This is a genomic window from Moritella sp. 24 (genome assembly GCF_018219155.1).
In the GTDB taxonomy this organism is placed as follows: domain Bacteria; phylum Pseudomonadota; class Gammaproteobacteria; order Enterobacterales; family Moritellaceae; genus Moritella.
In genome coordinates, this window is the sequence record NZ_CP056123.1 from 2,745,414 (window position 1) to 2,759,998 (window position 14,585).

Annotated in this window: 12 protein-coding genes; 5 read left to right on the forward strand and 7 right to left on the reverse strand. The window is 38.5% G+C overall.

Going from position 1 to position 14,585, the window contains the following annotated elements; genetic code table 11:
* Positions 1-37: 37 nt before the first annotated feature.
* From HWV00_RS12215 to gyrA, 6 genes are all read right to left on the reverse strand, one after another.
* Positions 38-652 carry a hypothetical protein gene (locus tag HWV00_RS12215; RefSeq protein ID WP_211681597.1) on the reverse strand — a complete coding sequence of 205 codons (615 nt, stop codon included), beginning with the start codon at positions 650-652 and terminating at the stop codon, positions 38-40.
* A gap of 88 nt (positions 653-740) precedes the next feature.
* The gene (locus tag HWV00_RS12220) at positions 741-1,412 is read right to left on the reverse strand and encodes a hypothetical protein (RefSeq protein WP_211681600.1); all 672 of its coding nucleotides are present in this window, start codon (positions 1,410-1,412) and stop codon (positions 741-743) included.
* Between the two features lie 144 nt (positions 1,413-1,556).
* Positions 1,557-2,084: a hypothetical protein gene (locus HWV00_RS12225; RefSeq protein ID WP_211681602.1), complete on the reverse strand. Its 528-nt coding sequence runs from the start codon at positions 2,082-2,084 to the stop codon at positions 1,557-1,559.
* Positions 2,085-2,206: 122 nt separating this feature from the next.
* A complete protein-coding gene (locus HWV00_RS12230) occupies positions 2,207-2,830 on the reverse strand; it encodes a hypothetical protein (protein WP_211681605.1) in 624 nt (207 codons plus the stop codon).
* A 130-nt stretch (positions 2,831-2,960) separates the two neighbouring features.
* The gene (locus HWV00_RS12235; protein ID WP_211681607.1) at positions 2,961-3,422 is read right to left on the reverse strand and encodes a hypothetical protein; all 462 of its coding nucleotides are present in this window, start codon (positions 3,420-3,422) and stop codon (positions 2,961-2,963) included.
* A gap of 439 nt (positions 3,423-3,861) precedes the next feature.
* Complete coding sequence (gyrA, locus tag HWV00_RS12240) at positions 3,862-6,573, reverse strand: DNA topoisomerase (ATP-hydrolyzing) subunit A (protein ID WP_211681609.1); 2,712 nt, start codon at positions 6,571-6,573, stop codon at positions 3,862-3,864.
* Between the two features lie 233 nt (positions 6,574-6,806).
* Here gyrA and ubiG point away from each other — a divergent pair, with 233 nt between their 5' ends.
* The 5 genes from ubiG to HWV00_RS12265 all read left to right on the forward strand — a co-directional run bounded on the left by ubiG (position 6,807) and on the right by HWV00_RS12265 (position 13,167).
* Positions 6,807-7,505, forward strand: a complete 699-nt coding sequence (ubiG, locus tag HWV00_RS12245; RefSeq protein ID WP_211681611.1) for a bifunctional 2-polyprenyl-6-hydroxyphenol methylase/3-demethylubiquinol 3-O-methyltransferase UbiG — start codon at positions 6,807-6,809, stop codon at positions 7,503-7,505.
* A 767-nt stretch (positions 7,506-8,272) separates the two neighbouring features.
* Complete coding sequence (gene nrdA / locus HWV00_RS12250) at positions 8,273-10,546, forward strand: class 1a ribonucleoside-diphosphate reductase subunit alpha (protein WP_211681613.1); 2,274 nt, start codon at positions 8,273-8,275, stop codon at positions 10,544-10,546.
* Between the two features lie 89 nt (positions 10,547-10,635).
* The gene (gene nrdB / locus HWV00_RS12255) at positions 10,636-11,766 is read left to right on the forward strand and encodes a class Ia ribonucleoside-diphosphate reductase subunit beta (RefSeq protein WP_211681615.1); all 1,131 of its coding nucleotides are present in this window, start codon (positions 10,636-10,638) and stop codon (positions 11,764-11,766) included.
* Complete coding sequence (yfaE, locus tag HWV00_RS12260) at positions 11,766-12,041, forward strand: class I ribonucleotide reductase maintenance protein YfaE (protein WP_211681617.1); 276 nt, start codon at positions 11,766-11,768, stop codon at positions 12,039-12,041. Before nrdB ends, yfaE begins: the two co-directional genes overlap by 1 nt.
* A gap of 283 nt (positions 12,042-12,324) precedes the next feature.
* The gene (locus HWV00_RS12265) at positions 12,325-13,167 is read left to right on the forward strand and encodes a DUF692 family multinuclear iron-containing protein (protein WP_211681619.1); all 843 of its coding nucleotides are present in this window, start codon (positions 12,325-12,327) and stop codon (positions 13,165-13,167) included.
* Positions 13,168-13,205: 38 nt separating this feature from the next.
* Here the strand turns inward: HWV00_RS12265 and HWV00_RS12270 are convergent, their stop codons facing one another.
* Positions 13,206-14,582, reverse strand: coding sequence for a hypothetical protein (locus tag HWV00_RS12270; protein ID WP_211681621.1), 1,377 nt, complete (start codon positions 14,580-14,582; stop codon positions 13,206-13,208).
* Positions 14,583-14,585 lie beyond the last annotated feature (3 nt).

The window sequence follows — 14,585 nt, forward strand, 5'->3', positions numbered from 1 at the left end:
GCGAGCAACTTGTTCCGAGTCCTGTTGCTGGCGCTTGTTATGCGCTGACACGGTTACACGCCTCGGTTTCTATTGATTTTAGGTTGGCGCAAAGCTCTGTGCCCGCTAAAGATATTAGTGATGGGCAATTATACAAGTCTAGCTTGGATAGATTGACCAGATGCTCGATGCCTGTGAGATTTTCCAGTTTTCTTGATGTTAGGTATAGCTGTTTGAGGTCGCTAATGCTGGAAATTGTCTCAAGATTCATATGCGGGTAATTTTGGATATTAAGTACCTCGATGGACGAAAGCTTAAGTAATGATGCCAACCCTTTAGACCATGTAATTAAAGCCACGCGTAGTTTATTGAAGTTGCCCAAATTGATTTTTTGAGATGTTTTGCACTGCAGTCCTAAAACTTCTAACTGTGGCAGAGACTCAATTACTTTCAGTCCTTTGGCCTCCCAACAATATATTTCCAGACTTTTTAGAAACGATAGACTTGAAAGGAATGAAATATCAGTAGCCTTAAAGCCAAAGGAGTCCGTTAGCCGTAGAGCATATATATTATTAGCTTTCATATAGGACGCAACATAATTAGACCAAGAACCTTTTAATATAAGGACCTTTCCAATTCCATGTTCATCATCCCTTATTTCAAAGTTACTCATATCTTCCTTTAGGAGTCATACCAACGCCCCGCTAAGAGGCGAGTAATAGTTGGCTAAAATGTGAAGCGAAGCGGAACCCAGCCAACTGTTACAAATCCTGCTTTAGCGGCTTGTTAGCCATTTTATACTCATCAAATACTTTTCTGAGATCAGCAAAAGGTATTAACTCTAGTTCTACAGGGTTATCAGGTAGCTTTTGATGATCAATATAACGAATATTCTTTACAACATCATACTCACCTAAAGCCATATCGAGTAATATATATGAACCAGCGATAAATACATTAGATTCCTGCTCGTTGAAATCTGGGTGATAAACGATTAAATCAAAGAAGCCATCTTCTACACGGAAATAAACCCAAACTTTAGAAACATCAAACTCTCTGCCAGCGTATTCTAATTTAAACCCTTCATAACCGTCTATTCTTGGGCGAAAAGCAATAATGGTAAATAATTCAAGCTCAGGAGCACTTTCGACTAATGACTCAATCTGAGGAAATGTATCAGAAATACCATCAGCGCTTATGATAAATTCTCTTTTACCATCCTTAACATGAGATATTTCATATGTAACCCCATCCTTATACGAAGTTAATTTCGATGATATTAGACCTAAAACTTTATATCCATCTTTATCAAATTCGAAAATAGTAGTTTCATTTTTAGCAAACCACTTCCAAAACTTCTGCTCTTTACTTTCCTTGGCAAATAATCCCATTGGTAACATCACAAGTAATATAGTTAATATAAATTTTTTCATCGGTGCCTGACTGAATGCCTAACGCCTGCATAACACGTTTGCTACGCAGATTTAACTGAATTTTACCGCCTTAATCACTGAAACTAAAGGCAAACCTACAACGCCGAATGTAGCAAATCGTGTTGATGCATTTGTTATGCGATTTTACTTAACGTAATTGACTATCTTTAATGCCACTTCCCTTGGGGTAAGATTACTGTTATCGATTGATTGTGTATTCTCGTGATTAATACCTAAAAACTTCATATTATTAAGCAAATTTGAAATCGTTGTTTGGCACGATAGTTTGTGTGATTGCTGTCTTTCTTCAGAAACTGAACGGTCTAAAATGACTTCAGCCTTTGGGCATAAATGGATTGGATACACTTCGATTTCGTTTTCAGCAAAAAAGTCGAGATATTTATTAATTTCTAGAGAATCACTTTCTGCGCAAGTCATATATGTCATTACAAGATGAGATACACCAATTGATTTCGCTTTGGCTAAAACAGTTCTTCTAATGCCATTAGTAAAGTCACTAAAATCTTTGTCACCAAACTCATCGTAAATCGCCAAGCTTAAATCAACAGCTAAATGATTATGAAGCAATTTATAGCCATAATGCTCATGTAAGTACTTTGCAACGGTTAATTTACCTGCTGCTGGAGCACCGTGAATCCAAATTAACTTCATATACGCACCTCATCCATTGAATCGCATAACGCCCTAATAATGGACAAAAATTGTTGGCTAAAATGTTGAGGAACGAAAACAGCCAACTGTTTTTTGTCCTTATTAATTAGCTTGTTAGCATTCTAGTCGACAAGCTTTGAGAGAAGAGTTTTAAAGTGTGCGTTGTTTGAATCAATTGCCTCTTTTAGCCCTTTGGTCCCCGTGCCATCACCAACTTCTGAATTTATAAGTTTAATGATATCGTATCTTATAACATTAAGTTTTGAACCAATATCCTCTGATACAAACCACTTTATCAAAGCTGTTTTATCACCACCAAGTTCATGAGACTTTCCTCTAAACTCTATCATTAAATCGACTATTTCAGAGTTTTTTAACTCTATTTCTTTAGATACATCATCACGAGATACAACATGTAATTTGTCCAATGATGCAATCATATTTTTCGTTGCATCAAGTAAGTTTGAATGAAACACATCATCGTTAACTGAAGGGTCAATGAGAGCGATTAAGGCAGAACGATATTCACTAACATATTTGATGTATTCTAATGCGGCATCTTTTTTTCGAGTTAAATTTAAATCATCTAAATGCTTTAGTCTATTGAATACTATTGCAATAAAAGCACCAATCATTGCCATAAATGGCGTGGTGTATTGAGGTATAAATGCACCGGTTAGTTGGCTTGAGATAAAACCAGCAACAAATACCAAGATAAGAACGAAAAATATTTCTTTTGTCGACATGTTATAAATACTCTAAATGACACTGAATTCTAAATAATGCTAACGTCCCAATTAAGCGGACTAAAATTGTGCGCCAAGCTTATTGAGGAGCGAAACATGGCGCACTGTTTAGTTCAGATTAAATTGCTTGTTAAGTGCCTTTTTGAGCAAGACTATTAATGGTAGATAGTTCAGCTTGCCACCAAAGTAACGCATCGGACAACTGTTCAAAAAGATCGTGCCCATCTAGAGTAAGGTTAATAGTGTTGTCTATAACATCAGCATTCCCTGCAGAATCGGTATCTATCAACTCACATTTATAAGTAATGAAATTAAGTTCATACTCTTTTAAAACAAGGTTTCTCGATTCATTAATAAATGTCCAAAAAATTTTAGGTTCAGGCTTATTTTGATTGATTTTAAGCCACCACTTTTCGATTACGGACTTATGAGTTATTGATAATTTAGAATCTACTTTGTGGAGGACATGACCGACCATTCGAAGTAGACAAATAGTAGAAACCCAATGCACTCGCAATTCTTCATCATTTAAAGCACCTTCCATTAAACGACATGACACCCAAGCGTCATCAAGAACTTTTTGGGATTTCATATAGCCTCCATTGGCACTTAACATTTGTATAGCAGGACTTCTCGATTTGCCAAATCAATTCACCGCTACAAAGTAAAATCAATCCTCTGAAAGCTAAAACTATACTTCAAATAGCGTAAATACTTCTTTCTGGAAAAATGAGCCGTCTTGTAAATTATAATAAAAACTCGCTATGTAACTGAGTATATTAACTTAATTTTTTAATAACAAGCGAAACAAGACTGTTTTCCTACAAACCGTGATTACAATTATAAGAATATGAATCGCACTGTGTATAACATCAGTTCAATGGAGTTATGTATATGCCAGCAAGTCCGTTCATGGAATCGTTCAGATCTGGGATGCGAGTAAAAGTGGTTATAAAAAAAGGCCTGTTACTCTAGGAGTAACAGGCCTTATGAAGTTAATCTAGTTTAGTACATCACTGCACTATCCTTAATTACTCTTCAGTAGCTTCTTCTGCGCTATCAGCAGCATCAGTTGGAGCAGCTGGAACTTCTGTTGGTGCTTCAGCATTTTCTGCATCAACAACAACTGCGTTCTCATCTTCTTCAACTTCATCGATACGTTGTAAACCAACAACGAGCTCATCTTCACCTGTACGGATTAGACGAACGCCTTGTGTGTTACGACCAACCATAGATACTTCAGAAGCACGTGTTCTTACTAGCGTGCCACCGTTAGTAATAAGCATTAGCTCATCACCGTCAAGTACCTGTGTTGCGCCAACAACTTTACCGTTACGCTCACTTACTTTAATTGAAACAACACCCTTAGTACCGCGACTCTTCGCAGGGTATTCTTCAAGTGCAGTACGCTTACCGTAACCGTTTTCAGTTGCCGTTAAGATTGCGCCATCGTTCTTCGGTACGATTAGAGAAACAACTTTTTGTTCGCCCTCTAATTTAATACCACGAACACCAGTCGCTGTACGGCCCATAGGACGTACACCTTTGAACTTGATTTCAGGTTTGCCATTCTCATCAAGAACAGGGTTACCTTCTTCGTCAAGTACAGGCGTTTCTTCAAACTCGCAGAAACGTACTACTTTACCTTCATCAGAGAACAACATAATGTCGTTAGTACCATCAGTGATATCAACACCAATTAGTTCATTCCCTTCATTCAGGTTAACCGCGATGATACCGCCAGCACGAGGCTTGCTGTATGCACTTAATGCAGTTTTCTTCACTGTACCGTTAGCTGTTGCCATGAAGACAAACTTGTCATCTTCAAACTCAGACACAGGTAGGATCGCAGTAATACGCTCACCTTCTTCCAGTGGTAGTAAGTTCACAATTGGCTTACCACGGGCTTGACGACTAGCTAATGGTAATTGATATACCTTCATCCAGTACAAGCGACCACGGCTTGAGAAGCACAGAATATGATCATGTGTATTAGCAACCAACAGACGTTCAATGAAATCTTCTTCTTTCATCTTCGTTGCTGACTTACCTTTACCGCCACGACGCTGTGCTTCGTAATCAGTAAGAGGTTGATACTTAACATAACCTTCGTGAGACAGTGTTACTACAACATCTTCACGTTCAATTAAGTCTTCTAAATTAATATCAGCACTGCTTGCAGAAATCTCAGTACGACGTTCGTCACCAAATGCATCTTTTGAAGCTTGTAGCTCTTCAGTGATCACTTCTAATAAACGCGAAGGCGTATTAAGGATGTACAATAGTTCTGCAATAGCATCAAGTAATTCTTTGTATTCGTTAAGAATTTTCTCGTGCTCTAGGCCTGTTAGTTTGTGTAAACGTAAGTCTAGGATTGCTTGTGCTTGTATTTCAGTTAAGAAATACGAACCTTCACGAATACCAAACTCTGGTTCTAACCACTCAGGACGTGCTGCGTCATCACCAGAACGCGCTAACATTGCAGCAACATCACCTAACTGCCAGCCGCGGCTGATCAAGGCTTGTTTTGCTTCTGCAGATGATGGAGATTGCTTAATTAAGGCAATGATTTCATCAATATTTGCTAATGCAATTGCTAACGACTCAAGGATATGAGCACGTTCACGCGCTTTACGCAGTTCAAATACAGTACGACGTGTAACAACTTCACGACGGTGACGTAAGAACGCATCTAGCATTTCTTTTAGCGTAAATATTTTTGGTTGGTTGTCGATCAATGCAACCATATTTATACCAAACACAACTTGCATTTGTGTTTGAGCATAAAGGTTGTTTAATACAACTTCACCAACAGCATCACGTTTAACTTCAACAACCATACGCATACCATCTTTATCAGATTCGTCGCGTAGTGCACTGATGCCTTCAATTTTCTTATCTTTAACAAACTCAGCAATACGTTCAATCAAACGTGCTTTGTTTACTTGATACGGTAGTTCGTGAACAATAATCGTTTCTCTGCCACGATCATTGGTTTCAATATCTGCGCGCGCACGGATATGAATTTTACCACGACCAGTACGGTAAGCTTGCTCAATGCCAGCTTTACCATTAATGATACCGTGTGTTGGGAAATCTGGGCCTGGAATGTATTCCATTAATTCTTCAAGACTTAGGTCTGGATTTTGAATTAATGCTAAACAACCATTAATCACCTCATTCAAGCTGTGAGGTGGGATGTTTGTTGCCATACCTACGGCAATACCTGACGCACCATTAACCAATAGGTTAGGAATACGTGTTGGCATAACTTCCGGGATGAATTCCGTACCATCATAGTTTGGTACGTAATCAACCGTTTCCTTGTCTAAATCTGCAAGTAATTCATGCGCAATTTTTGACATTCTGATTTCGGTATAACGCATTGCTGCTGCCGAATCACCATCAACAGAACCGAAGTTACCTTGACCATCAACAAGCATGTAGCGCAAAGAGAAAGGCTGCGCCATACGTACAATAGTGTCATAAACAGCTGTATCACCGTGTGGGTGATATTTACCGATTACATCACCAACAACACGTGCTGATTTTTTGTATGGTTTATTCCAGTCATTCTTCAATTCGTTCATCGCGAATAAAACGCGGCGGTGAACTGGTTTCAAACCATCGCGAACATCAGGAAGAGCACGACCTACAATTACGCTCATTGCGTAATCTAAATAAGAATTCTTTAATTCTTCTTCAATATTGATAGGTGTGATTTCTGTGGCTAAATTACTCATATAAGCCTTTACCCCTAAGTTTTAAAGTGCTTTCTATTATATTTTTAGAGATTCATTCTAACATAATATTTGCTAGCAAATACAATATATAAAAAAATTAACTCAGTTGAATACCATTTTATTAACTATTTATTGTTCGACCCATAAATAATACTTCTGAAATCATTTTATCGTTATATACTGTGCCCATATTTATTACTTTTCACCTTATTAATGTATCAAGAAGACTTTGTATGAATGTAGATAAACAGGAAATCGCTAAATTTGAAGCTATGGCCAGCCGTTGGTGGGATCCAGCTGGTGACTTCAAACCATTACATCAAATAAATCCATTACGCTTAGACTACATTGATGAACGCTGTGGCGGTCTATTTGGTAAGCGAGTACTTGATGTTGGTTGTGGTGGCGGAATATTAACAGAAAGTATGGCTCGCCGTGGTGCAAGCGCATTAGGTGTTGATATGGGTAAAGAACCCCTCAACGTTGCTAAGTTACACGCACTTGAGACTGGTACAGAAGTTGAATACCGTCAAGTGTTGATCGAACAACTTGCAGACGAACAGCCAAATAGCTTTGATGTTGTGACTTGTATGGAAATGTTAGAGCACGTTCCCGATCCAGGTTCAGTTATTAATGCGTGTATGCGTTTGGTTAAACCGGGTGGTCATGTATTCTTCTCGACAATCAATCGTAACTTAAAATCATACTTATTTATGATTGTTGGTGCAGAAAAGATATTAAAAATGATGCCTAACGGTACGCACGATCATAAGAAGTTTATCCGCCCATCAGAGCTATTGCATTGGGTTGATCAATCAGGTCTATACTGTCACCACATGACAGGCCTGCATTATGTACCCCTTGTTGACCAGTTCAAACTTGGCGATAATGTTGACGTTAACTATATGCTACATACACAGCTTATCGATTAATACGTCTATTTCACCTAACAGCGTCCGTTGTTAGGTGACCTTCTCTTCTGAGTTCGCTTCCTTTACCTATTACCTATTACCTATTACCTATTACCTATTACCTATTACCTATTACCTATTACCTATTACCTATTACCTATTACCTATTACCTATTACCTATTACCTATTACCTATTACCTATTACCTATTACCTATTACCTATTACCTATTACCTATTATTCACGATTTTAACGACTCACACCTAATTACCAAGAATATATGGTGAATTTCTCGCTTCCTTTTGGCCTGTTAACTTCACGATAGATCTTCACTTTGTAGGTAATATGAAACCTCCTGCATACAAAATGACGTAATTGTTTGTAATTACAACCACCTCAAAAAATTATAAATTTGTACTTGCATGATAGTTTTGTAAACGAATTCGCTGTAAATATAATCAAAGTTTTTGAAGATCTTCACATAAGCTTGGCAACACTTTTTTTTCTTTTTTTTTTCACTTTAACTGTTGATTTTTGCTAACCGCAATTGATCACTGAGGCCAGAATGTAAGTCGCTACTAACTCATCAATTTATCCACATGTTGTTCCCTTTTCTGCCACTTGCCAAAAAATGATTATCACACTATCTTGTATGCATAATAACAAGCCAACACTATATATTGTGTATTAACGAATATATCAATACTAGTGATGGTAATGACAATCAGCGTTATAAGCATCTCCATTCGGGAGATATTCTTAACATTGTTTTAAGGTTAATCAGCTAAATGAATAAAAATTTACTAGTTACAAAGCGCAGCGGTAAAAAAGAAACAATCGATCTTGAAAAGATCCATCGCGTGATCAAATGGGCAGCCAAAGGGTTAGATAATGTATCTGTATCTCTGGTTGAATTAAAATCCCACATCCAGTTTTATGATGGTATTCGCACTGAAGATATACATGAAACCATGATCAAAGCTGCAGCGGACTTAATTAGTGAAGAGGCGCCAGATTACCAATATCTTGCTGCGCGTTTAGCTGTATTCCACCTACGTAAAAAAGCCTATGGCCAATTTGAGCCACCAGCGCTTTATGACCACGTAAAACTCAATGTTGATGCGCAGCGTTACGATGCACATCTACTTGCTGATTATACTGCTGAAGAATTTAAAGAAATGGAGATGTTTGTTGATCACTGGCGTGACATGAACTTCTCTTACGGTGCGATTAAACAGTTAGAAGGTAAATACCTACTACAAAACCGTATTTCTGGTGACATCTACGAAAGCCCACAGTTTTTATATATCCTAGTGGCAGCAAGCTTATTTGCGACTTACGATAAATCAACGCGTATGGACTACATTCGTCGTTTTTACGAAGCAACATCAAGCTTTAAAATTTCACTGCCAACGCCAATCATGGCTGGTGTTCGTACACCTACTCGTCAATTCAGCTCATGTGTATTGATTGAATGTGACGATAGCCTAGATTCTATCAATGCAGTGTCTAACTCTATTGTTAAATATGTATCGCAACGTGCTGGTATCGGCATCAATGCAGGTCGTATTCGTGCACTAGGTAGCTCTATCCGTGGCGGTGAAGCATTCCACACTGGTTGTATTCCATTCTACAAACACTTCCAAACAGCCGTTAAATCGTGCTCTCAAGGTGGTGTACGTGGTGGTGCGGCAACATTATTCTACCCACTATGGCATTTAGAAGTTGAATCACTTCTTGTACTTAAAAATAACCGTGGTGTTGAAGAAAACCGTGTACGTCATCTTGATTACGGCGTACAAATTAACCGTTTAATGTACCAACGTTTAATTGATAACAAAGACATTACCTTGTTCAGCCCATCAGATGTTGATGGTTTATATGACGCATTCTTCCAAGATCAGGACGAATTTGAACGTTTATATAACCTTTACGAACAAGACCCATCAATTCGTAAGCAATCAATTAAAGCAAGCGAGCTGTTTGCTTTAGTCATGCAAGAACGTGCAAGTACTGGCCGTATTTATATCCAAAACGTGGATCACTGTAATACACATAGCCCGTTCAACCCAGCTGTTGCACCGGTAAGACAAAGTAACTTATGTCTTGAAATTGCATTACCAACAAAACCAATGCAACACCCAGGTGATGAAGAAGGCGAAATTGCTTTATGTACATTATCGGCATTCAACCTTGGTGCGATTAAAGACTTAAGTGAATTAGAAAACCTTGCTGATTTAGCTGTACGTGCACTTGATAGCTTACTTGATTACCAAGACTATCCAATGCCAGCGGCAGAAAAGTCTACAATGGCGCGTCGTTCATTAGGCATAGGCGTGATTAACTACGCATACTACCTCGCTAAAAACGGCGTTAAATACTCAGACGGTAGTGCAAACAACTTAACGCATAGAACGTTTGAAGCAATTCAGTTCTATCTATTAAAAGCATCGATGAACCTGTCGAAAGAACAAGGTCCATGTTTAGCGTTTGATGAAACTACTTATTCACAAGGTATCTTACCGATTGATACGTATAAGTCTGCGTTAGATGAGATTTGTGATGAAGAATTGCACCTAGATTGGGAAACATTACGTAGCGAGATTAAAGAACACGGCTTACGTAACTCAACGCTAACTGCATTGATGCCATCAGAAACATCAAGCCAGATTTCAAATGCAACAAACGGTATTGAACCACCACGTGGTTTAATCAGTATTAAAGCAAGTAAAGACGGTATCTTGAAACAAGTTGTACCTGATTATGAAAATCTACGTGATAACTACGAACTACTTTGGAACATTCCAAGTAACACAGGTTATTTACAACTTGTTGGTTTGATGCAGAAATTCGTAGACCAAGCGATTTCATCTAACACAAACTATGATCCACAACGTTTCCCGGGACAAAAAGTACCGATGACAACGCTGTTAACAGACTTGATGTTAGCGTATAAGTACGGCTTAAAAACGCTTTACTACCATAACACACGTGACGGTGCATCAGACGTAGATGTAGTGAAGGAAGACGAGGGCTGTGAAGGCGGCGCATGTAAGATTTAAATAATCATATTACATACACCGAACTAACCTACACCCTTTCATTTTGGCAGCTTGGGCTGCCAATTTAATGTATACAATAGAGATGACCAATGAGTTACACTACTTTTTGCCAAACTAAAAATGATCAATTAAAAGAACCAATGTTTTTCGGCCAACCAGTTAACGTTGCCCGTTATGATCAACAAAAGCATGAAATTTTTGAAAAATTAATTGAACGTCAGTTATCGTTTTTTTGGCGTCCAGAAGAAGTTGATGTAAGTAAAGACCGTATTGATTATCAACAATTACCAGATCATGAAAAACATATTTTCATCAGTAATCTAAAATACCAAACTCTGTTAGACAGTATCCAAGGCCGTTCACCTAACGTTGCCTTTTTACCGCTTGTTTCATTACCTGAAGTTGAAACATGGATTGAGACATGGTCTTTCAGTGAAACTATTCACTCGCGTTCATACACGCACATCATTCGTAATATTGTAAATAATCCATCAGAAATATTTGATGATATCGTTGCGAATGACGAAATCTTAAGACGTGCAAAAGATATTGCGGGTTATTACGATGACTTGATCGATGCGACTCAAAAATTACACCAGTTTGGTGAAGGTACGCATGTTATTAACGGTGAAAAAGTTGTCGTTAGCCAACGTGCTGTAAAGAAAAAGCTATACCTAGCGATGGTATCAGTAAACGTACTTGAAGCGATTCGTTTCTATGTTAGTTTCGCTTGTTCTTTCGCCTTTGCTGAACGTGAATTGATGGAAGGTAACGCTAAAATCATCAAGCTTATTGCCCGTGATGAAGCGCTACATTTAACCAGCACACAGCATATTTTAAACTTGATGGCTGATGGTAAAGATGATCCTGAGATGCAAGAAATCTCAATTGAATGTTTCCAAGAAACGCAAAAAATCTTTACTGATGCAGCGCAACAAGAAAAAGACTGGGCTGAATATTTGTTCAAAGATGGTTCTATGATTGGCTTAAATAAAGACATTCTTGCTGATTACATTGAATACATTACTAATACACGTATGGCAGCAGTTGGTTTACCAATGGCGTTTGAAGTAAAAAGCAACCCATTACCGTGGATCAATGCTTGGTTAGTATCTGATAATGTACAAGTTGCACCACAAGAATCAGAAATCAGTTCATACTTAGTTGGTCAAATTAACGCAGAAATCAATCACGCAGATATTGGTACCTTCGTTCTATAATGTCGACTACGCTAACAACAAAATCAGGGTGCTATCAAGTTTCAACACAAGATAACTCCCTGCTTGATACACTTGAACGCACGGGTCATCAAGTTGAATACCAATGTCGCCAAGGCTATTGTGGTGCTTGTCGTACAACGATAAGCGCAGGTTCTGTCACCTATAATACAGATCCGTTAGCAGCCATTGCACCAGGTTCGATATTACCTTGCTGTTGCAAAGCAGATGGTGACATCACCTTAGATATAATCGCAACAATAACGGTTGCCGCATAATATGCTAGTTGTTTGCTAAAAATCACATCTAAATAGTCAATAAATTAAAAGCCTTAACAAGAAATACCATGTTAAGGCTTTTTCATATCGTGACCAACCATTCATTTTTTCATCGTTGAAAATTAAATTATCAGTACCTTAGAAGATAGAATGTGATTAACTTTGCAAAACCAGAAAACCTTACCCATACTCCTTTCAATAACGATAAGCACTTCAATAACGTAAACGCATAAGTACCGCTGCTTAAAACATAAGTACCACAGCTTACAAAGAGGACCACTTTATGTTAGATGATTTAGTTGGAATTGGGATGCGTCCAGCGCATTATGAACAACTTACCAATTCTCAAGTAGATATTGGCTGGTTAGAAGTACACAGCGAAAATCACTTCGAGGTTAACTCCGAAGCGACGTATTATTTAGATAAAGCCAGTGACCGCTATCCAATCAGTTTACACGGTGTCGGCTTAGCACTCTCTTCTAACGAGCTATTAGATACTATCCATGTTCATAATATCAAAAAACTTGTTGACCGTTATCAACCCTTTTGCATATCTGAACACTTAGGCTGGAGTCCTATCGCGGGCCAACATTATAGCGATGCATTACCGATCCCCTATACTGAAGAAAACCTCAAACACGTCATTAACCGTGTTGAACAAGTTCAAGCAATATTAGGTCAGGCTATCGCCATTGAAAATCCGGCCCGTTATAGCCAACATAAAAATAATACACTCTCAGAAACAGACTTTTTATCCGAATTACAATTAGCGACAAACTGTAAGATATTACTCGATATAAACAATGTGCATATCAGTAGTCATCAGCTTGATTTCAATCCATACGATTATTTAGCCTCGATACCAAGCAGTATTGTTAGCGAAATTCATCTATCGGGTAGCAGTAAACACCTTAAAGATAATCGGATCACCTTCGACCAAGAGCATGGGCAAAAGGTAACACCAGAAGTATGGCAACTGTTTGAATACTATTTACAACATAGCAATACCATACCGACGCTAATTGAATGGGATACCAATATTCCGCAACTTAACGAACTTTTACAAGAAGCACGCACAGCTCAAAAAATGATAGTGAAATCTCAACGTTTTAAAAATGCATGCTAAACAATCTAGGAACGACGAATAACAACCTATGACTGAATCTAAAAACCTGCAGCAACAAGGTTTGTCATAATTTGTTGATAAAAGTCAGCGGATGACCCCCGATATAAATTAAGCTCCTGATCCATCTCTTTAGGTCCATAGAGCGCATCATTTCGACCAGAGAAAAACATATGGTGATAACCACTCCCCTTTGGTGAACCTGACATTGTTTTTACATGTTGTTTATCCCCCGATAGAGACTGCGATTTCACCGTAGCATAACCATCATGTTTACCTTCCAGTAAGGTCACTAAATTAGCAACAAAAAGAGACTGTCCCCACGCTTTATTCCAACCATGAACTTGTGCAGCATAACTATAATAAGAAATTGAATTTAGTAACTCGAGTGATGGTGTTAGGAGCTGATTCCAGTACATTTCATTTAGCCCTGCGGCTCTGCGTAACTCATCCCAACTTTGCTCCCAAGTAACCCAAGAATAAGCTTTTCCTGTCATGTACTTTTTGGTCAATACAAGATTAGAGGCCAGAAACTGCTGAAATATATCAGCCTCTGTTTGTACAGCACGTTGATTTTCTGAAAGCACATAATGACTATTTTCATTTTTCCATAAACCAGCCATGATTTGGTTTTTTCCCAATTGCCAGAGTGGATTATTATCATAATCATGCCACTGCCAATTTTTGGTCATATGGCGTTGCGCATACATGGTATTTAAAAATACACTCGCCGACCAACTGCCCTCATTTTCACCCGCGATGGTAACAAGCGCAGCAACCTTACTGGCCATGCTATTCTTGGCATCACTATTCTCGATATCACTATTAATCACAGTGCTCTCACTGACATTACTCGCAATAAACTCACCGTCATCTACAGATAACTGAGTCAACATTCTCGCATCCTGACTGCCCTGCGACAGCCCTAGCAGAATAACCTTGTCTGCACCTGTATTATCCAATGCTTGTAACACGGTATGACGTAATGATTGAGCACGCACTAAGGATGATGAGAACGCTGGATTATCTGCTATAAATACTTGATTACCGCAGTCTTCTGATAATCGCTGTACAATTTCTTGACTAAAATAACGATAATAACCGCTCACATCGCGCTGTAATGAAGGCTCCACGACATTATAATTTCGAGGAGGTAAATCGAGTTCCTTATCCGGTACCCGCCAACTCAAACAATCTTGATCTTGGCCCAATTCATCCCACTGCCATTGCTGGCAATACTTTGCAGGGACTAATCGGTCACATTCTTCATCAGTAGCGGAAGAACACAAGGCCTTCATGCCCCAATGATGTGTTAATACCACGGGGTAATTAACGCGGCATTGCACTGCCGAGTTAGCACCAAATGAACACAATAACGTAAGGCCTAATCCAACCAACTTACATCGGTTTCTATTCACGTA

Excerpts from the sequence above, each read along its gene's own strand:
- HWV00_RS12230 (WP_211681605.1), bottom strand. The coding sequence starts at position 2,830 with ATGTCGACAAAAGAAATATTTTTCGTTCTTATCTTGGTATTTGTTGCT.
- HWV00_RS12220 (WP_211681600.1), bottom strand. The coding sequence starts at position 1,412 with ATGAAAAAATTTATATTAACTATATTACTTGTGATGTTACCAATGGGA.
- nrdB (WP_211681615.1), top strand. The coding sequence starts at position 10,636 with ATGAGTTACACTACTTTTTGCCAAACTAAAAATGATCAATTAAAAGAA.
- nrdA (WP_211681613.1), top strand. The coding sequence starts at position 8,273 with ATGAATAAAAATTTACTAGTTACAAAGCGCAGCGGTAAAAAAGAAACA.
- HWV00_RS12235 (WP_211681607.1), bottom strand. The coding sequence starts at position 3,422 with ATGAAATCCCAAAAAGTTCTTGATGACGCTTGGGTGTCATGTCGTTTA.
- HWV00_RS12225 (WP_211681602.1), bottom strand. The coding sequence starts at position 2,084 with ATGAAGTTAATTTGGATTCACGGTGCTCCAGCAGCAGGTAAATTAACC.
- gyrA (WP_211681609.1), bottom strand. The coding sequence starts at position 6,573 with ATGAGTAATTTAGCCACAGAAATCACACCTATCAATATTGAAGAAGAA.
- HWV00_RS12265 (WP_211681619.1), top strand. The coding sequence starts at position 12,325 with ATGTTAGATGATTTAGTTGGAATTGGGATGCGTCCAGCGCATTATGAA.
- yfaE (WP_211681617.1), top strand. The coding sequence starts at position 11,766 with ATGTCGACTACGCTAACAACAAAATCAGGGTGCTATCAAGTTTCAACA.
- ubiG (WP_211681611.1), top strand. The coding sequence starts at position 6,807 with ATGAATGTAGATAAACAGGAAATCGCTAAATTTGAAGCTATGGCCAGC.
- HWV00_RS12215 (WP_211681597.1), bottom strand. The coding sequence starts at position 652 with ATGAGTAACTTTGAAATAAGGGATGATGAACATGGAATTGGAAAGGTC.